The sequence below is a fragment of the Pelomonas sp. Root1444 genome (assembly GCF_001426885.1).
GTDB lineage: Bacteria > Pseudomonadota > Gammaproteobacteria > Burkholderiales > Burkholderiaceae_C > Pelomonas.
The window spans coordinates 203,167-219,825 of record NZ_LMFP01000001.1; the positions used below are offsets into that span (position 1 = coordinate 203,167).

At 71.9% G+C, this 16,659-nt stretch carries 19 protein-coding genes; 2 read left to right on the forward strand and 17 right to left on the reverse strand.

Features of this window, described 5'->3' with window-relative positions; all coding sequences use genetic code 11:
* Nucleotides 1-9: 9 nt before the first annotated feature.
* The 6 genes from ASD35_RS00765 to ASD35_RS00790 all read right to left on the reverse strand — a co-directional run bounded on the left by ASD35_RS00765 (nucleotide 10) and on the right by ASD35_RS00790 (nucleotide 5,669).
* On the reverse strand, nucleotides 10-969 hold the full coding sequence (locus ASD35_RS00765) for a peptide ABC transporter ATP-binding protein (protein WP_056872998.1): 960 nt from the start codon (nucleotides 967-969) through the stop codon (nucleotides 10-12).
* Nucleotides 962-1,912 carry an ABC transporter ATP-binding protein gene (locus ASD35_RS00770; protein WP_056872999.1) on the reverse strand — a complete coding sequence of 317 codons (951 nt, stop codon included), beginning with the start codon at nucleotides 1,910-1,912 and terminating at the stop codon, nucleotides 962-964. Before ASD35_RS00770 ends, ASD35_RS00765 begins: the two co-directional genes overlap by 8 nt.
* 637 nt (nucleotides 1,913-2,549) lie before the next feature.
* A complete protein-coding gene (locus tag ASD35_RS00775) occupies nucleotides 2,550-3,446 on the reverse strand; it encodes an ABC transporter permease subunit (RefSeq protein WP_056873000.1) in 897 nt (298 codons plus the stop codon).
* Nucleotides 3,443-3,742 (reverse strand): hypothetical protein, encoded by a 300-nt coding sequence (locus ASD35_RS00780; RefSeq protein WP_157275290.1) that lies wholly within the window; start codon nucleotides 3,740-3,742, stop codon nucleotides 3,443-3,445. The genes ASD35_RS00775 and ASD35_RS00780 overlap by 4 nt, the downstream gene beginning before the upstream one ends.
* A gap of 4 nt (nucleotides 3,743-3,746) precedes the next feature.
* Nucleotides 3,747-4,760, reverse strand: a complete 1,014-nt coding sequence (locus tag ASD35_RS00785; RefSeq protein WP_056873002.1) for an ABC transporter permease — start codon at nucleotides 4,758-4,760, stop codon at nucleotides 3,747-3,749.
* Nucleotides 4,761-4,769: 9 nt separating this feature from the next.
* The gene (locus ASD35_RS00790) at nucleotides 4,770-5,669 is read right to left on the reverse strand and encodes an N-acetylmuramoyl-L-alanine amidase (protein ID WP_056873003.1); all 900 of its coding nucleotides are present in this window, start codon (nucleotides 5,667-5,669) and stop codon (nucleotides 4,770-4,772) included.
* Between the two features lie 135 nt (nucleotides 5,670-5,804).
* Between ASD35_RS00790 and ASD35_RS00795 the strand changes: the two genes are divergently transcribed.
* Nucleotides 5,805-6,215, forward strand: coding sequence for a GNAT family N-acetyltransferase (locus ASD35_RS00795; RefSeq protein ID WP_056873004.1), 411 nt, complete (start codon nucleotides 5,805-5,807; stop codon nucleotides 6,213-6,215).
* 10 nt (nucleotides 6,216-6,225) lie between these two features.
* On the opposite strand, the gene ASD35_RS00800 is transcribed toward ASD35_RS00795, so the two are convergent.
* The 8 genes from ASD35_RS00800 to ASD35_RS00835 form a co-directional block, all read right to left on the reverse strand.
* Nucleotides 6,226-6,987, reverse strand: a complete 762-nt coding sequence (locus ASD35_RS00800) for a hypothetical protein (protein ID WP_056873005.1) — start codon at nucleotides 6,985-6,987, stop codon at nucleotides 6,226-6,228.
* A gap of 10 nt (nucleotides 6,988-6,997) precedes the next feature.
* Complete coding sequence (locus ASD35_RS00805; protein WP_056873006.1) at nucleotides 6,998-7,642, reverse strand: glutathione S-transferase family protein; 645 nt, start codon at nucleotides 7,640-7,642, stop codon at nucleotides 6,998-7,000.
* Nucleotides 7,643-7,700: 58 nt separating this feature from the next.
* Nucleotides 7,701-8,777, reverse strand: coding sequence for a hypothetical protein (locus tag ASD35_RS00810; protein WP_056873007.1), 1,077 nt, complete (start codon nucleotides 8,775-8,777; stop codon nucleotides 7,701-7,703).
* Entirely contained in the window at nucleotides 8,777-9,610 is an 834-nt protein-coding gene (locus ASD35_RS00815; RefSeq protein ID WP_082579795.1) for a pectate lyase, read from the reverse strand. Before ASD35_RS00815 ends, ASD35_RS00810 begins: the two co-directional genes overlap by 1 nt.
* A 294-nt stretch (nucleotides 9,611-9,904) precedes the next feature.
* Complete coding sequence (locus tag ASD35_RS00820) at nucleotides 9,905-10,429, reverse strand: DUF2894 domain-containing protein (RefSeq protein ID WP_056873009.1); 525 nt, start codon at nucleotides 10,427-10,429, stop codon at nucleotides 9,905-9,907.
* 2 nt (nucleotides 10,430-10,431) lie between these two features.
* The gene (locus ASD35_RS00825; protein ID WP_056873010.1) at nucleotides 10,432-11,085 is read right to left on the reverse strand and encodes an OmpA family protein; all 654 of its coding nucleotides are present in this window, start codon (nucleotides 11,083-11,085) and stop codon (nucleotides 10,432-10,434) included.
* Complete coding sequence (locus tag ASD35_RS00830; RefSeq protein WP_056873011.1) at nucleotides 11,078-13,591, reverse strand: hypothetical protein; 2,514 nt, start codon at nucleotides 13,589-13,591, stop codon at nucleotides 11,078-11,080. Before ASD35_RS00830 ends, ASD35_RS00825 begins: the two co-directional genes overlap by 8 nt.
* Nucleotides 13,588-14,265: a DUF3348 family protein gene (locus ASD35_RS00835; protein WP_056873012.1), complete on the reverse strand. Its 678-nt coding sequence runs from the start codon at nucleotides 14,263-14,265 to the stop codon at nucleotides 13,588-13,590. Before ASD35_RS00835 ends, ASD35_RS00830 begins: the two co-directional genes overlap by 4 nt.
* 131 nt (nucleotides 14,266-14,396) lie before the next feature.
* Here ASD35_RS00835 and ASD35_RS00840 point away from each other — a divergent pair, with 131 nt between their 5' ends.
* Entirely contained in the window at nucleotides 14,397-15,530 is a 1,134-nt protein-coding gene (locus ASD35_RS00840; protein ID WP_056873013.1) for a low specificity L-threonine aldolase, read from the forward strand.
* Between the two features lie 14 nt (nucleotides 15,531-15,544).
* Here the strand turns inward: ASD35_RS00840 and infA are convergent, their stop codons facing one another.
* The 3 genes from infA to ASD35_RS00855 form a co-directional block, all read right to left on the reverse strand.
* Entirely contained in the window at nucleotides 15,545-15,811 is a 267-nt protein-coding gene (gene infA / locus ASD35_RS00845; protein WP_056873014.1) for a translation initiation factor IF-1, read from the reverse strand.
* An 89-nt stretch (nucleotides 15,812-15,900) separates the two neighbouring features.
* Nucleotides 15,901-16,122, reverse strand: a complete 222-nt coding sequence (locus ASD35_RS00850; RefSeq protein WP_056873015.1) for a hypothetical protein — start codon at nucleotides 16,120-16,122, stop codon at nucleotides 15,901-15,903.
* Nucleotides 16,123-16,232: 110 nt separating this feature from the next.
* A complete protein-coding gene (locus tag ASD35_RS00855) occupies nucleotides 16,233-16,439 on the reverse strand; it encodes a cold-shock protein (RefSeq protein ID WP_056873016.1) in 207 nt (68 codons plus the stop codon).
* Nucleotides 16,440-16,659 lie beyond the last annotated feature (220 nt).

Below are 16,659 nucleotides of genomic sequence, written 5' to 3' on the forward strand. Positions count from 1 at the left end.
GGCCCGCCGTCAGACGGCGTGGCAGGCGACGCGGCGGCCGTCCACCTCGCGCAGCAGTGGCACCTCCTCGGTGCAGCGCGGCATGGCCAGCGGGCAACGCTTGTGGAACGTGCAGCCGCTTGGCGGGTTGAGCGGGCTGGGCAGCTCGCCGTGGATGACGATTCGCTCGCGCCGGTCGGCGCGGCGCAGGGCCGGCGTGGCGCTCATCAGCGCCCGTGTGTAGGGGTGCAGCGGCGCGGCGAACAGGCGCGTCTTCTCGCCGATCTCGACCGCCGCGCCGAGGTACATCACCATCACCTCGTCCGCCACATGCTCGACGACGCTGAGGTTGTGCGAGATGAACACGTAGCCCGTGCCGAACTCGTCCTGCAGGTCCATGAAGAGGTTCAGGATCTGCGCCTGGATGGACACGTCCAGCGCGCTGACGGGCTCGTCGGCGACGACGATGCCCGGGTTCAGGATCATGGCCCGCGCGATGGCGATGCGCTGGCGCTGGCCGCCCGAGAACATGTGCGGATAGCGGCGCAGGTGCTCGGGGCGCAGGCCCACCTTGGTGGCCAGCGCCTCGACGCGCTCCTGGCGCTCGGCGGCGGACAGCGGCATGTTGATCAGCAGCGGCTCGGCCAGCGTCGTCGCCACGGTCTTGCGCGGGTTCAGCGATGCGAACGGGTTCTGGAACACCATCTGCACGTCGCGGCGCAGCGTCTTCAACGTCGCCGTGTCGGCGGTCGCCGCATCGGTGCCGCGGATCTTCAGCGAGCCGCGCGTGGGCGGTTCGATCAGCGTCAGCTGGCGCGCCAGCGTGCTCTTGCCGCAGCCTGACTCGCCGACGACGGCGAGCGTTTTCTTTGCGGCAAGCGTGAAGCTGACGCCGGCCAGCGCCTTCACGGTGGCCTTGGGGCGGAACAGGCCGCGGCTGACGCTGTAGTGCCGGGCCAGGTCGGTGGCTTCAAGGAGGAGTTCAGACATGGGCTGCCTTCTCGACCGGGTAGAAGCAGCGCACGCCGCCCTCAAGCGCCGGCCGTTCGGCGATACACCTGGGTTGCACGCGCGGGCAGCGTGGACTCAGCAGGCAACCCGCGGGCCGGTCCCGCGCGCCGGGCACGATGCCGGGCAGGGCCGACAGGCGCTTCGCGCCCTTGTTGTGCTCCGGAATCGCGGCCAGCAGCGCGTTGGTGTACGGGTGGCGCGGCGCGTCGAACAGGCCCGGCACGGGGCCGGTCTCGACGATCTGGCCGGCGTACATGACGGCCACGCGCTGGGCCATCTCGGCCACGATGGCGAGGTCGTGCGTGATCATGATCAGGCCCATGCCCTGCTCGCGCTGCAGCCGGAGCAGCAGCGCCATGATCTGGGCCTGGATGGTCACGTCCAGCGCGGTCGTCGGCTCGTCGGCGATCAGCAGCTTCGGCCCGCAGGCGATGGCCATGGCGATCATCACGCGCTGGTTCATGCCGCCCGACAGCTGGTGCGGATAGGCGCCGGCTCGGCTGGCGGCGTCGGGGATCTCGACGAGGTCCAGCAGCTCGACGACCCGTTGCTTTGCCGCGGCGCCGCGCAGGCCGAGGTGGGCCCTCAGCACCTCGGCGATCTGCGCACCGACGGTGTAACTGGGGTTGAGGCTGGTCAGCGCATCCTGGAACACCATGGCCACGTCGCGGCCGATCAGCGCGCGGCGCTCGCGGGGGCCGAGCTTCAACAGGTCGCGGCCCTGGAACTCGATGGCGTCGGCGCTGACCTTGCCGGGCGCGTCGATGAGGCCCATCAGCGCGAGCATGGCGACGGACTTGCCCGAGCCGGATTCGCCGACGATGCCGAGCAGTTCGCCGGGGGCAAGTGTCAGGTCGACGCCGTCGACGGCGGGGAAATTGCCGAACGTGACGCGGAGGTTCTTGATGCTTAGGAGGCTCATCGTTGGTTCGGGTTGATGGCCAGGCCCATGCCCGGAGTTCGCCCGGGCGGGCGACCTACTTCTTTGGGCGTCCAAAGAAGTAGGCAAGAAAGACGCCCCGAAAAAGCCGCCCTTCGGGTTCCCTGCGCTGCTCGCCCGACGAGGCCCGCGCAAAACTCCCTCCGCTCACTGCGTTCGCTGTGGTCAAACAGTTGCGCGGAGTCAGTTGTTGAAGCGCGCTGCGCGCGCGCCTCGCCGGGCTGCGCTGCTCGGCGGCTTTTAAGGGGGAGTTCCTTAACACCCGAAACAGCCAGCAGCCCAATGCAGCAGCCGGCCAAGGCCGGCTGCGTATTCGGTACTGGGTATTTAGGGACTCCCCTTCTAAACCGCCGAGAAGCGCAGAAGCCCAGGGCGCGCGCGCAGCGCGCTTCAACAACTGACTCGCGACGCTTGTCTGAGCGTAGTGAACGCAGTGAACGAAGCGAGTTCGGCGCGGCCCTGGGTTTTGAGCATCGCAGGGGAGCCCGAAGGGCCGGTTTTGCAGGGGCGATTTCTTTGCCTACTTTCTTGTTCGCACAAGAAAGTAGGTCGGCCGCCGGGACGAAATCCCGGCTGGGCCTGGCCAGCGAGCCGCAGCAGCGAAGAAGCATGCAGCTCATCAAGCCACCTTCTTCAACTTCGGATCCAGCGCATCGCGCAGCCCGTCGCCCATCAGGTTGATCGCCAACACCGTCACCAGGATCGTCAGCCCCGGCAGCGTCACCACCCACGACGCCCGCGTGATGTAGTCCCGCGCCGACGACAGCATCGTGCCCCACTCGGGCGTGGGCGCCTGCACGCCCAGCCCCAGGAAGCCCAACCCCGCCGTCTCCAGGATCGCCGACGAAAACGACAGCGTCGCATTGACGATCAACGGCGCCATGCAGTTGGGCAGCACCGTGATGAACATCAGCCGCCACACGCTGGCGCCGGCCACGCGGCTGGCTGTCACGTAGTCGCGCCCAATCTCGCCCAGCGCCGCCGCGCGCGTCAGCCGCACATAGCCGGGCAGCGCGCCGATGGCGATGGCGATGACGGTGTTGACCAGACCCGGCCCCAGGATGGTGATGACGCAGATCGCCAGCAGCAATGCAGGCAGCGCCAGCACGATGTCCATCACGCGCATGATGGCCGGCGACAGGAAGCGCTGGAAGAACGCCGCCAGCAGCCCCAGCAGCACGCCCGGCAGCAGCGACATCAGCACCGCCGCCAGGCCGATGCCCAGCGACACGCGGCCGCCGTGCAGCAGCCGGCTCAGCATGTCGCGGCCCAGCTCGTCGGTGCCCAGCAGGAAGCGCGCGCTGCCGCCGTCGGCCCAGACGGGCGGGGTCAGCATGTGGTCGCGGTACTGCTCGATGGGGTCGTGCGGCGCGAGCAGCGGCGCGAGCAGGCCGGACACGGCGATCAGCGCGAACACGACCAGCGCGACCAGCGCGCCACGGTTGGCCGAGAAGCCCAGCCAGAACTCGCGCAGCGGGCCGGGAGGGTCGAGGGGTTTGTCCAAGACGGCGCTCATGCGGCGGCTCCGAACACGGCGTCATGCCAGTAGGCGTCGGGCGCGGCAAACCAGCGCTCGTTGGTGGAGCTCAGGAATGCTGCCAGCGCGCGCATGGGCAATTGATAGCGCCAATGCAACGCGAGCAGATCCCGGAGCGCCTCTTCGCCCACGCGCGGCGAGCGCAAGGTCACTCGCAACTCCCGCCCCGTCCCGACGACTTGCGTGATACCAGAGATGCTTTGGAGCCAAGCGAAGAAGCTGGCTTCGTCCTTGGATGAATAGAAGGTTGGGCTGGCGACCATCAAATGCGGCATGTGCTCAATGCCCCCCACCGCGAATCCGCGGATTCACCACGCCATACAGCACGTCCACGATCAGGTTCACGCCGATGAACGTCAGCGCCGAGATCAGGATGCCCGCTTGCACGACCGGATAGTCGCGCCGCGCGATGGAGTCGATCAGCCACTTGCCGATGCCGGGCCACGAGAAGATGGTCTCGGTCAGCACGGCGCCGGCCAGCAGGCTGCCGGTCTGCAGGCCCACCACCGTCAGCACCGGGATCAGCGCATTGCGCAGCGCATGCACGACCACCACGCGCGTGGGCGACAAGCCCTTGGCGCGCGCCGTGCGCACATAGTCCTCGCGCAGCACTTCGAGCATCGACGAGCGCGTCATGCGCGCCACCACCGCCAGCGTGCTGGTGCCCAGCACCAGCGCCGGCAGGATCAGGTGCATCAGCGCCGACTTGAACGCGCCTTCCTCGCCACTCAGCCACGCGTCGGCCAGCATGAAACCGGTCACCCGCTCGGGGTCGAACTCGATGCCGATGCGGCCCGACACCGGCGTCCAGCCCAGGTTGACCGAGAAGAACATGATGAGGATCAGCCCCCACCAGAACACCGGCATGGAGTAGCCGACCGTCGCCAGGCCCATCACGCCCTGGTCCAGCAGCGAGCCGCGCTTGAGCCCCGCGCTGACGCCCAGCAGCAGCCCCAGCCCGACCGCGAACACCAGCGCCGCCGTCGCCAGCTCCACCGTCGCCGGGAACAGCGCCGCGAACTCCTTGCTGACCGGCTCGCGGCTGACCAGGCTCTGGCCCAGGTCGCCCTGCAGCAGCTTGCCGACGTAATCGGCGTACTGCACCGGCAACGGTTGGTCCAGCCCCATGCGCTTGACCAGCGCGGCATGCGTCTCGGGGTCCAGCCGGCGCTCGCCCATCATGACCTCGATGGGGTCGCCGGGCACGAGGCGGATCAGGCCGAAGGCGACCAGCGTGATGCCGATCAGCGTCGGCACCAGCGTGGCCAGGCGTTTGAGGAGGAATCCGAGCACGGGCGGAACCTACCAGCGCGAGGTGTAGGGCCGCGTCTCGACGTCGCCGGCGCCGCTCACGCGCATGGCGCCCGGCGTCGATGCGACCTCGATCAGCGCGGCCGTCTCGGCGTCCACCGTGCCGGCGATGTCGCGCGGGCGGTACTTCATCTGGAAGGTGGAGACGACCTCGCGGGTCAGCGTGTCCATCTGGCCCGAGCGCGACACGTTGTAGCCGATGCGCGCGAGCCTGTCCTGCAGCCAGGCCACGTCGCGCGGTGCGACCTCGTGCTCCAGCGTCTTCACGAGTACCGAGGGGCCGTCCGGCCACGGGATCAGCCCGGCGTCGGCCAGCTGCTTCCACGGGAAATTGGGGCCCGGGTCCTGCTTGCGGCCGGGGGCGATGTCGGCGTGGCCGATGATGCGCTCGGGCTTGACGTTATGGCGCTGCTGAATGTCGCGCACCAGCGCGATGACCTCATCGATCTGCGCCGGCGGGAAGGGCGCGTAGACGCGGCCGGCAGGGCCGTCCACATAGCCGGGGTTGACGATCTCGATGCCGATGGACGAGGAGTTCAGGTTGCTGTGCCCGGCCCAGAAGCTGGCGCCGGCATGCCAGCTGCGGCGGTTCTCGTCGACCAGCGCGTAGCTGATGGCCGGGTTGTCGCGCACCAGGTAGTGGCTGGACACCTGGCCGCCGGTCGTCAGCACCTTCAGCGACTTCTCCCAGTCCAGCACGGTGTAGTGCAGCACGATGAAGAGGCTGCGGCTGTCCTGGTTCTGCGAGGTGTAGCTGCGGTCGATGTGCGGCGCGCGCACGCCGGGGGTGCCGGGCGTGGCCGGCGCTGAGGGCGGGGCCGGCGGCGGTGCGACGCTGGCGCAGGCGCTGAGCAGCAGCGCCAGGGCGGCGGCGAGGAAGGAGGACTTCATGCGTGAAAGGGCGTGGCCAAGCCCCGGATTGTTGCAGCGCCCCCGCGGCGCCGACCGCGGGAGTGCCCGCACCGCCCATGCCCGCCGCCGCAGCGGGTATGCCGGCAGGTGATGGCCGGGCGCAAGAATGGGCACATGACCTACACGACGCTGCACGCCACGCCCGACGCCGCCACCTACCAGCACCTGCGTGCCGCCGCCGGCTTGAGCGCCAAGTCCGCCGAGGCCGCCGTGCGCGGGCTGCCGAACACGCTGTTCGCGGTGCAGGTGCTGCACGATGGCGAGCCGGTCGGCATGGGCCGCGTCATCGGCGATGGCGGCACGGCCTTCCAGGTCGTCGACATCGCCGTGCTGCCCGCGCACCAGGGCCGCGGCCTGGGCAAGCGTGTCATGGAAGAGATTGCCGTGTGGCTGAAGGCCAACGTGCCAGCGGGTGGCTATGTCAGCCTGCTGGCGGACGTGCCGGCCGATGCGCTGTATGCGCAATTCGGCTTCGTGCACACGGCGCCGCGCACGGTGGGCATGGCCTGGGGCGGGCGGGGCTGAGCGTCGCCGGTCAACCCGGCAGCTTTGGTGGGCGCGCCAGTTCGCTACGCGCCGAAGGCTGCGTGACGTAGCGCTCCAGCGCCGCCAGCAGGACCGGCGCGTCGATGCCATACGCCTCGCTCATGAGGACGAAGTCCGCCCCCATGCCGCCGCGCGAGCGGGCCATCTGCGTGAGCAGCCGGGGCCGGTAGGCGGCAGGCTCGGCCACGACGGCCTTGGCATCGACGGCGACCAGCACCATGGGGTTGCTGCTGATCTCGCCGCGAGCCAGGCGGGTGACGGCGTCCCAGGGCACCCGCGCCTTGCCGCCCCGCTGCGCGAAGGTGATGCCTGCCGGATCGAACTGGATGTGGTCGTTGGCCAGCAAGCCGGCCGCGACGGCGAGCAGAGTGGCCGCACCGACGGCGACCAGCAGCCAGCCGATGCCCTGCAACAGCGCCTGGGCGTGGCCGCCGAACACGGCCTGCGTGGCGCCGACGGCGAGGATGGCGCCGCCCAGCAACGCCATGCGCAGCCGGGACTGGCGCAGTGGCACGCCGCCCGCCACCGTGGCCGTCAGCGCCATCTGCTTCAGCGCCCGGCGCTTGCGGAGGATGACGCGCACCGCGTGCGCGAAGCACAGGCCGAAGAACACCAGCGTGGCGATGCCGGTGTTGAAGTCGCGACGCATGATGAGCAGCCCGCCCAGCGTGAACAGCCCGCCGATGGCGGCCAGCAGCCAGTCCTGGAAGCTGATCCTGTCGAGCCGCGATGCGGCGGGCGGCGGCGTCATCGCCGTGGCCTCAACCCGGCAGCGGCGGCAACGCCGGCGCGTCCAGCCCCTCGAACGGGTCGGCCCAGGCCGGCAAGGCCTGCAGCCGCGCCTGCCAGGCCGCCAGTGCGGGGTAGTCGGCCAGCGGCAGCCGCGCCACGTCGTTGAAGGGCAGGAAGACGGCCATGCGGAAGTCGGCATAGGACAGGCCGCTGGGCAGCAGCCAGTCCTGCCTGGCCAGGTGGGCGTTCAGGATGGTGGCCGTCTCGTGGAAGCGCGCCAGGCCGCGCGCCACGGTGGCTTCGTCCAGCGCGCCCAGGCCGTAACGCAGCTTGGTGCCGCGCTCGAAATGCACCATGTCGCAGGCGTGCATGAAGTTGTCGCGGCTCCAGCTGACCCAGCGGATCATGTCCGGCAGCTCCGCACCGGTGCGCCAGAAGTCCGAGCCCACCATTTGCGACAGCCGGCAGGCGATGGCGTCGGCCTCCCACAGCGAACCGCCGGCCTCGGCCAGGATGGGCAGGCGCAGCGACGGGTTCAGCGGCAGGAACTTCTCGGCCTGGCCCGGCGCCAGCGGCGCGGCGAACTCGCAGGTGACGGGCGCGGCCAGGTGCCGGGCGGTGGCGACGGCCAGGCGCGGGTTGGGGTTGCGGGAGAAGTAGAGGATGGGCTGCATGGCGCGCAGTCTCGGCGTTCGCAAGCCGTTCGCCAAGCCGGGGCCAACGCCGCCTGGGCTACCGCAGCTCGTCGAGCAGACGGGCGCGTTCGGCCGGATACAGGCCCGGTGCGCGCGCCAGCAGCGGCTCCACCTGGCCGGGGTCGATGTCGTGCAGGTTGCGGGCCAGCGCCTGCCAGGCCTGCCAGCGGCGCTCGGGCGTGGCGATGCGGGCCACCAGGTCCATGGCCTCCAAGGGCGCGTGGCGGGCCAGTTCGTCGGCGCTGGCATGCCGGGCGATCGCCTCGTCCAGCTCCGCCAGCGGGGCCATCGAACGCAGCCAGTCGCGCGCGCCGGGGCCGTCCTGCGCGGTCCAGCGCGACAGGCCCTCGTCCAGCAGCGCCTGGCGGCTCTCGCCGCGCGGCAGGGTGCTGGCAAAGACGGTGGCCGAGCGGGCGTCCTGCTGCAGCCAGCGGTCGTGCAGCGGCGCCAGCAACGCGGCCTGGCCGGGTGTCGCCAGCGCCCAGCGCGCGGCCTGCTCCGGCGCGGCCTCGGCCCAGCGGGCCAGCAACGCCTGTTGCAGCCGCTCCTTGGTCTGGGCATCCAGCGGCGTGCGCGCCAGCGCCTGCACGGCGCGCGGGTGCTGGCGTTGATCGGCCCATCGATGCAGGAGTGCCTCGTACAGCGGCGTGGCGCGCTCGGGCCACAGGCCGGCCAGGGCTTCGAGCTGCGGCAGGGTGGCGTCCGTGTCGCGCGACAGCAGCGCGCTGACCAGCGCCTGGCCCAGCGCCGCGGCCGGTTCGCCAAGCCGGGGCAAGGCCAGCCACAGCGCCTGCGGCTGGCGCTCCAGCCAGGGCTGCAGCCGCGCCAGGCTGTGCCGCCACAGCGCGCGCTCGGCTGCGCTGCCGCTGCCCAGCCCGCCGGGCAGCGCGCGCCAACGGCCGGCGAGGGCCTCGATGTCGGCGCGCAGGTCCGGGCTGGCCTCGCCGGCGGTGGGCGCGGCCAGCCCGATCATCTGCAGCACCGGCGTGGGTGCTGCGGCAGGCGCGTCCGCCGCTGGCGCCGCGGCGGGCGGGGCGGCCGGCCCGAGGGCCAGCGCCCCTAGTCCGGCCGCCGCCGCTGCCGCCATCAGCCAGGCGAGCGGACGGCTGCCCATCACTTGAACACGCAGGCGCGGGCGACGTTGCTGGCGTTGGTGTCCTTCACCGGCTCGTTGCCCGAGCCGGTGCCGACGAAGCCTTCGCACTTGGGCTTGGAGCCGCCGTAGACCAGGTCGGTGATGGTGGCCACGTCGTACTTGCCCGCGATGCCCGACTTGCTGTCGTAGCTGCTGTTGACGCCGATGCCGGCCGCGTTGACCGTGCCCAGGCGCACGCCCGTCACGGTCACCTTGCGGGCGTACTGCGTGGAGCAGTTGCCGCAGGAGCGGTAGAGCTTGCCGATGTTGTCGGCATAGAAGTCCTGGATCACCAGCGTGCCGTCGCCGTTGTGCTGGAACAGCTTGTCGGCCGCCTTGAAGGCCGCGCCGCCGCTGATGGTCAGCTTGCTGGTCACGCCGCTGAGCTTCTTCACCGTGGCGCCGTCCTCGCCCACGTCGGCCCAGTAGACGTTGGTGATGTTGCAGACGCCGTAGCAATGCACGCCGTCGGCGCCGCCCGCGGCCAGGTTGGTGCCGCTGCCGAGGGACCCGTCGCCGATGACGACGTTCTTCACCGTCGCGCCGTTGTTCAGCTTGAACATCGGGATCTGGCTCTCGCTCTGCGTGCCCTTCATGTTGGACGCCGTGCCCACCAGGCAGACCCACTTGCCGTACTTGGCCACGCCGTCCCAGGTCGTGCCGGCCGGCACGTCGATGGTGGCGGGCACGTTGACCTTGGTGCAGGCCGGCACGGTGCGCACGCCGGGTGCGGCGGCGGCGGCGCCCGCCACGGCCACGAGTGCCAGGCCCAGTGCGCCTTGCCACAGGCGTTTCATCAGAGTTCCGTTCATTGCTTGTCTCCAGTTCGTGCTTTTTGAGGGTGCAGCCGCGAGAGCGGCCGCGCAGCGTCGGCGCAACGAGGGGTCCTGGAGACAGTCACAGGCCAGGGCAGACGGCAGCGATCAACAGCAGCGCCGGCCCGCCGGAAAGCGGATGTCGGAGGCATCCGCCGGTGCGTCGCACCAAACGAAACGCATGTTCATTATTTTGGAACGCCATTCCAATAAGCGAATTCCCGAAGCCGGAACGGGCGTCGGCGCGGGCTGGCCTGGCGGCCACGCAGCGCGTATCCGCGCGGGCGCTGCTCAGCGGCGACGCGGCGCCGAGGGCTTGCGGGCCGGCTTGTCGGCGGCCTCGGGCACCTGCAGCGGCGCCAGCGCGGCCAGGTCGTCGAGCTGGCTCAGCAGGCGCTGCAGGTAGTCGGGGGACAAGGCCTGCAGCTGCTGCAGCGCGCGCGTCACCAGCACCTGGCTGTTCAGCGGGCCCAGATGCTCGGGCACCGGCGCGCTCACCTCCGCCATACGGCGGGTCAGCCGCAGCGCGCTCCAGGTGCGGCGGTGGGCCGCGACGTTGCGCAGTTCGGGGCCGGCCGGCTGCAGCTGGGCGACGAGTTCGGCCAGCGGGCTCTGGGCCCTGGCAGGGCGGGATGCGGGCGGTGTGGCCGGTTCAATCTGCGAGCGCTGCACGAGCCGGGCGACCAGCCGCTCGCGCAGCGCGCCGGCGGGCTGCGCGGCCGCGCGGCGGGCCAGCGCCTCCAGCACGCGCTGGCGCACCGGGTCGCCGGCGGGCTGCGCCGCGACCCAGGCGACGGGGTCGTCCAGCGCGTCCATCGTCACGGGGCCGACGCTGCTGCGCGCCGCGGCCGCGGTGTCGGCGCGATCTCCACGCGCCGGTTCAGCGCCCGCCCGGCGGCATCGTCGTTGGATGCGACCGGCTGCTGCGGCCCGAAGGCGGCTGCGAACACCGCGTCCGGCGGCAGGCCCTCAGCCATCAGCGCGCGCGAGACGTTCAGCGCGCGCTGCGCCGACAGCTCCCAGTTGTCGGCGAACTTCGGCGCGCCCTTGCCGGTGATCAGGCCGCGGTCGTCCGTGAAGCCGCTGACCATCAGGATCTCGTCACGCTGCGCGAGGTAGGTGCGCAGCGGCACGGCCAGGCTCTTGATCAGCGCGCGGCCGTCGGCGTGCAGCTGGTCCGAGCCGACGGCGAACAGCACCGCGCCGCTGATGCCGATGCGGCCCTCGACCAGCGTGATGCGCCCGTCCGCCAGCGGCCCGGCCAGCGCGCGTTCCAGCGCCTCGCGGCGCGCCTGCTCGGCCTGGCGCTGTGCCACCTCGGCCTGCAGCTGGTTGGCCAAGTCCAGCTGGCCCACCAGCGCCGCCGCCAGCACCAGCACGAACGCGCCCAGCACGCCGGCCATCAGGTCGCCGAAGGCGGCCCAGGCGGGCGCGCCCACGCCTTCCTGCTCGATCTCCAGCGGCTCATCCATGCGCCGTGGTCCCTTGCAGCGCGTCCAGCACCTGCTTCTGCGAGCCCAGGCACAGGTCGATGACCTCGCGCGCCTGCGCCACGTAGTAGCCCAGCTGCTCGTCGCTGCGCGTCATCGCGCCGGACAGGCGCTCCTCCAGCGTCGCCAGGTGCTGCACCAGCTCGGCGTTCGCGCCCTGAAACTGCGCCACCGCCGCGCCGAAGCCATCGCCCAGGCTGCCCATCTCGGCGGCGCTGGCGGCGATGGCCGTCGCCGCTTCGGCCAGCGCCTGGCCGGTGGTGTCGGCCTGCGCCGTGAAGCGCAGGCCCAGCGCCTCAAGCTGCGTGGCCGTGCTGCCCACCAGCGCATCGATGGCCGCGCGCTGCTCACCGGCCGCCTGCTGCAGCGAAGCCAGCAGCGTCGACACCGTCTGCATCAGCTCGGCGCGCTCGGCCAGCGCGGCGCGGTCCTGCGCCTGGCTTTGCGCCAGCTGCTCGCGCAGCGCGGCCACCACCTCGACGGCCGCGCGCGGCGCCTCGCCGGCCGCCTTCAGCAGCGCGCCGGCTTCGGTCAGCGTGGTCCTGGCCTGCGCCTCGTTCTGCGCTACTAGATCGCGCGTGTGCTGCAGCAGGCCGTCGGCCAGTTGCTGCTGCTGGGCCAGCTGCGCCGCGCCCGCGGCCTGCAGTTCGGCGCGCCAGGCGGCGAGGCGTTCGGCGTCGTCGGCGGCATGGGCCGATTGCAGCTGGCTGTGCGCGCTGGCCAGCGCGGCGATGGCGGCCTGCGTCTGCGCGGCGAAGCCGGCGGTCAGCTCGGTCAGCGCGTCCTGCGCGCGCTGGCCGCTGGCGGCCAGCAGTTGCTGCGCGGCCTCGCGCTGGGCGGCGAGCAGCTGCTCGTTGGCCTCGCGCTGCTGCGCCAGCGCCTGGGCCTCGGCACGGGCCTCGGCGCGCGCTTCGGCGTCCAGCTCGGCCTGCAGCGCGGCATGGCGGGTCTGCGTGTCGGCGATGCGGTCCAGCAAGTCCCTGGTCTGGGCCGCGAAGCCGGTGGTCAGCTCGGTCAGCGCGTGCTGCGCGCGGGCGCCGCTGTCGGCCAGCAGCTGCTGGGCGGCCTCGCGCTGGGCATGCAGCAGCTGCTCGTTGGCGGCGCGCTGCTGGGCGATGGCTTCGGCATCGGCGCGGGCTTCGGCGCGGCGCTGCGCGTCCTGCTCGGCCTGCGCGGCTTGTTGGCGGGCCTGCGCCTCGGCGACGCGGTCCAGCAGCGTCTGCGTCTGCGCGGCAAAGCGCTCGGCCGTGTCCGCCATGGCCTGCTGGGCCGCGGCGCGTTGCTCGGCCAGCGCGTGGACCTGCGTGTTCAGCGCGTCGGCGCGGGCGGCGTCGGCCGCGGCCTGTGCGGCCAGCAGCGCCTGCGCCTCGGTGGCCCAGCGTTCGCCCAGGCGATCGACGGCCTGCTGCGTGGCGGCGCTGGTGTCGGCCAGCAGCTGCAGCGCGGCCTCGCGTTGCAGCGCCAGGCCTTCGCCCTGGGCGCGGGCAGCGGCCTCGCCCTGCTGGGCGATCTGCGCGACGCCGGCCTCGAAGCGCGAACCCAGCGCCGTCAGCTGCTCGCCCACTTGCGCACCGACGCGCTCGTGCAGCGCCGCGGCCTCGCGCGCGATGCCGGCCATCGCGGCCTCCGCCGCGGGCTGGATGGCCGCGCCGGCCAGGCGGGCGCTCTCGGCAAGGCTGTGGCGCAGCGTCGTGTCGACGCTGGCGGCCAGCGCCGTGTAGGCCCGGCTCGTCTCGCCATGGAACTGCGCGTTCTGCGCCGCGAGCTGGTCGGCCATCTGCTGCGCGAATTGCTGCAGCTGGGCGACGAGTTCGAGCTGGTGCTGCCTTGCCGTTTCGGCGGCCAGAGCGTCGGCCGCCTGCTGTGCCAGCGCACGCCGGTGCGCGCCGGTCAGCGGCCGCAGCCGGCCCAGCAGTGCCGCGTCGAGCTGGGCCGACACGGCCGCGCGCTCGCGCCGCGCCAGCGCCACCATCAGGCCCAGCATGGCCGAGCCCGTCACGCCCGCCACGCTGGCGCTGAAGGCCAGGCCCAGGCCCTGCACCGGCGCGCCCAGCGCCGTGCGCAGCGCGGCCAGGTCGGCCGTCGCGCCCAGCGCGCTGGCCGTGCTGCTCAGCGTGATGACCAGGCCGATGAAGGTGCCCAGCATGCCCAGCAGCACCAGCAGCCCCGCCAGCGCGGGTGCGAGGCCCAGGCCCGGCAGGGGCACGCGCAGGCCCTCCAGCCGCTGCTGCACGCCGGCGCGCAGGGCGGCCGGCAGCGTGTCGACCCAGCCGTCGGCCGGCTCGCCGGCGAGCGCGGCACCCAGCTCGCGGCTGGCGCGGCGGAAGGCCGCCAGCTCCCACACGCCGATGACGAAGAAGGCCGCGATCAGCAGCGTCATCGCCAGCGCCACCGGATGGTGGCGCGCGGCGGCCAGTGCGGCGCCGGCAATGCCGGCCAGGCCGGCGGCCAGGGCCAGGGGGTAGAGGGCGTTCAGGAAGCGGTTCATTCGGAATCGTCGGCGTGCAAGGCTTCGATCAAGCCCAGCACCGGTTGCAATCTCAGGTCCAGCTCGGCCCGCAGCGCGCGCTGCAGGTCAGCCCAGAAGCGTCGGCGCCAGTGGCGCGGGTCGGCGGCGTGGTGGGTCTCGGCGCGGCGGGTCAGCAGCGCGGGCAGGCCGGCCAGGGCCTGGCGCTCCTGCGCGATAGCGGCGCGCTCCAGCACGGCGTCCAGCTGCGCCAGGCGCGCCAGCGCGCCCGAGGCTTCGGCCAGCCGCGGCCGCAGGCGCTCGCGCAGCGTCGCCACGCGCGCGGCCATGCTGCGCTGCTGCTGCGTGTGATGCAGGCGGTAGGGTGCCAGCAGGTCGGCCAGCGGCATGCCCTCGGGCGCGGCCTCGGCCGCATCGCGCGCCAGCAGCGCATCGTCGAAGGCTGCGGGCAGCTCGGTCTGCAGGCGGTCCAGCGCCGCGCTGGCCCAGTCCAGTGCCTCGCGGCGTGCGGCGGCATTGGCCCCGGCGGCCGGTGGCGTGGCCAGCACCTGCGACAGCCCGATGGCATCCGCCCAGCCCAGCCAGCCGCCCAGCCGCTCGGGCACCGGCTTCGACGCCACGGGAGGCACGCCCCATTGCAGCAGCAGCCGGGCCAGAGGCTCGGGTGTCGGGGGCTGCGGCAGGGCTGCTTGCATCGGGACGGCGCACCCACGCGGGCGCGCGAACAAAAAGGGCGAGAGTTTAGTGAACCCCGCTGGCAAGGGCGCTGCGGCGCGGTGGGCGCGGGCCGCCGATGGCGGCGCAGAATGCCGTGACGAGACCATCGATGCCCTCTCCCGCCTACTCCAACGTCAACGCCGCTGTCGCCGATGTCGAGCTGCGCAACCAGTGCACCCGCTGGCTCAATGGCCACCGGCCGCTGCGCAGCATGCGCGAATCGCTGCTGGCCCTGGCCGAGCTGCCCGAGGCCGCCTTGCCGCCCGACGTGTACGGCCAAGGCCAGGCGCTGCAGCAGCTGGAGGCTGACGTCGCGGCGTTGCTGGGCAAGCCCGCCGCGCGCTTCATGCACAAGGGCGTGGCCGCGCAGTTGGCGGCGCTGAAGGTCTGGACCGAGCGCCGCGACAACCGCTTCGTGGCCCTGCACCAGCAAGGCCACATCGCGCTGGACGAGCAGGACGCCTTCGAGGCGCTGCTGGGGCTGCAGGGCGGCCGGCTGGGTTTCGTGGACACGGCGCTGCACGTGGCGCAGCTGGACGCCTGCGCGCGCGACGTGCAGCTGCCGGGTGCCGTCGTCGTCGAACTGCCGCTGCGCCGTGGCGGCTACCGGCTGCCCGAGTGGAGCGAGTTGCGCGCCATCAGCCACTGGTGCCGCGAGCGCGGCGTGCCGCTGCACTTCGACGGCGCGCGGCTGTGGGAGGCCGCCGCCCACTACGACCGGCCGCTGGCCGACATCGCCGCGCTGGCCGACTCGGTCTACGTGTCGTTCTACAAGGGGCTGGGCGGCCTGGCCGGCTGCATGCTGGCGGGCGAGGCGGACTTCATCGCCGCCATCGCGCCCTGGCAGACGCGGCTGGCCGGCAATGTGCACACGCTCTATCCCTTCGTGCTCAGCGCGCGCGAAGGCTTGCGGCGGCACCTGCCGCGCATGGCGGCTTACCGCGAGCGCGCGCAGGCGCTGGCCGCGGCGCTGACGGCCGAGCCCGGCTGGCGCATCGCGCCCGAGCCGCCGCAGGTGAACGCCTTCCAACTGCACCTGCCCGTGGGGCCCGACGCGTTGCGCGAGGCCCTGCTGGAGGTCGCGCGGTGCGAGCGCTTCTGGCTCGGCGCGCGGGCCGTCGCCTCGCACGTGCTGGAGGGCGGCGCCATGGTCGAGGTCGTCATCGGAGACGCAGCCGACGGCTGGACGGACAGCGAAGCGCTGGCCGCCTGGCGGGCCGCGGTCATGCGGGCGGCTGGATAGGCCGCCCGTTGGGGTCAGCGGCGCTGACCACCGCCCGAGCCGCCGGTCGGCGGGCCGCGGCGCTCCAGGTGCCGGAACGTGATCCGGCCCTTGCTCAGGTCGTAGGGGGACATTTCCAGCGACACGTTGTCGCCGGCCAGGATGCGGATGTGGTGCTTGCGCATCTTGCCGCCGGTGTAGGCGATGACCTCATGGCCATTCGTCAGCGTCACGCGAAAGCGTGAATCGGGCAGCACTTCGTGCACGACACCCTGCATTTCGATCAGTTCTTCCTTAGCCACGTGTGGGGCTCCGTGTTGCGAGAGTTGAGACGCGAGGCCGGGCACGCAGCCGTGCCGGCGGGAAGTGGGACGGCAAGCCGCCCCCCGGTTCAATGACGGCGCGCCCAGGCCAGGCCTTCGGCCTTGGCGTAGCGCAACGCCGCTTGCGGGCTGTGAAAGCTGGGCGTGAACTGCATGATGCGGTCCACGCTGGCCATACCCTCGCCCGACTGGATCGAGACCACGGCGTGAAAGGCGCCGTCGTCCCGTGCGTGGGACATGGGTGAAACCCGATAGCGACCCACCGCGATATTGTTCTTGTTGTTGTTCATGTTCTTCTTATGGTGGTGGCCGCCGGGCTGACAAATGCCGGCCGCGGTGGCCCGAGAGAAAGATTACCGCCTGCCGGGCGCCTTGCGGCGGCCTGGCAAGGCGGCGCCGCTCACATGGAGCGGATGTTGGAAGCCTGCAGGCCCTTGGGGCCTTGCTTGGCTTCGAACTCGACCTTGGCGCCTTCGGCCAGCGAGCGGAAGCCGCCGCTGTTCTTGATTTCGCTGTGGTGGGCGAACAGGTCCTTGCCGCCGTCGTCAGGCGTGATGAAGCCGAAGCCCTTGCCGTCGTCGAACCATTTCACGGTACCGGTTTGCATAGTCATGGTGTTTCCTTAGGAAATATGGAATTGAAGGAACACTCCGCTGGCGTCATGCCGTGCGGAGACAGAAACACTCAAGAACACTCACCGGGAGTTGATGCTGAAGCGAGCCGCTCGCGAGATCGGGCCAGGGGGTGGCCGGCGGGGCTGCAGATAAGACCTTGAGGAAACGGTCTTGCGCGAATCTATGCGCCGAATGTATCACGCCGCGGCAAAA

What these genes read in the sequence shown, in the direction of transcription:
- ASD35_RS00815 (WP_082579795.1), bottom strand. Translation starts at nt 9,610, where the DNA reads ATGAACGGAACTCTGATGAAACGCCTGTGGCAAGGCGCACTGGGCCTG.
- ASD35_RS00775 (WP_056873000.1), bottom strand. Translation starts at nt 3,446, where the DNA reads ATGAGCGCCGTCTTGGACAAACCCCTCGACCCTCCCGGCCCGCTGCGC.
- ASD35_RS00805 (WP_056873006.1), bottom strand. Translation starts at nt 7,642, where the DNA reads ATGCAGCCCATCCTCTACTTCTCCCGCAACCCCAACCCGCGCCTGGCC.
- ASD35_RS00820 (WP_056873009.1), bottom strand. Translation starts at nt 10,429, where the DNA reads ATGGACGCGCTGGACGACCCCGTCGCCTGGGTCGCGGCGCAGCCCGCC.
- ASD35_RS00795 (WP_056873004.1), top strand. Translation starts at nt 5,805, where the DNA reads ATGACCTACACGACGCTGCACGCCACGCCCGACGCCGCCACCTACCAG.
- ASD35_RS00835 (WP_056873012.1), bottom strand. Translation starts at nt 14,265, where the DNA reads ATGCAAGCAGCCCTGCCGCAGCCCCCGACACCCGAGCCTCTGGCCCGG.
- ASD35_RS00770 (WP_056872999.1), bottom strand. Translation starts at nt 1,912, where the DNA reads ATGAGCCTCCTAAGCATCAAGAACCTCCGCGTCACGTTCGGCAATTTC.
- ASD35_RS00810 (WP_056873007.1), bottom strand. Translation starts at nt 8,777, where the DNA reads ATGGGCAGCCGTCCGCTCGCCTGGCTGATGGCGGCAGCGGCGGCGGCC.
- ASD35_RS00830 (WP_056873011.1), bottom strand. Translation starts at nt 13,591, where the DNA reads ATGAACCGCTTCCTGAACGCCCTCTACCCCCTGGCCCTGGCCGCCGGC.
- ASD35_RS00850 (WP_056873015.1), bottom strand. Translation starts at nt 16,122, where the DNA reads ATGAACAACAACAAGAACAATATCGCGGTGGGTCGCTATCGGGTTTCA.
- ASD35_RS00825 (WP_056873010.1), bottom strand. Translation starts at nt 11,085, where the DNA reads ATGGATGAGCCGCTGGAGATCGAGCAGGAAGGCGTGGGCGCGCCCGCC.
- ASD35_RS00840 (WP_056873013.1), top strand. Translation starts at nt 14,397, where the DNA reads ATGCCCTCTCCCGCCTACTCCAACGTCAACGCCGCTGTCGCCGATGTC.
- ASD35_RS00765 (WP_056872998.1), bottom strand. Translation starts at nt 969, where the DNA reads ATGTCTGAACTCCTCCTTGAAGCCACCGACCTGGCCCGGCACTACAGC.
- ASD35_RS00800 (WP_056873005.1), bottom strand. Translation starts at nt 6,987, where the DNA reads ATGACGCCGCCGCCCGCCGCATCGCGGCTCGACAGGATCAGCTTCCAG.
- ASD35_RS00790 (WP_056873003.1), bottom strand. Translation starts at nt 5,669, where the DNA reads ATGAAGTCCTCCTTCCTCGCCGCCGCCCTGGCGCTGCTGCTCAGCGCC.
- ASD35_RS00780 (WP_157275290.1), bottom strand. Translation starts at nt 3,742, where the DNA reads ATGCCGCATTTGATGGTCGCCAGCCCAACCTTCTATTCATCCAAGGAC.
- ASD35_RS00855 (WP_056873016.1), bottom strand. Translation starts at nt 16,439, where the DNA reads ATGCAAACCGGTACCGTGAAATGGTTCGACGACGGCAAGGGCTTCGGC.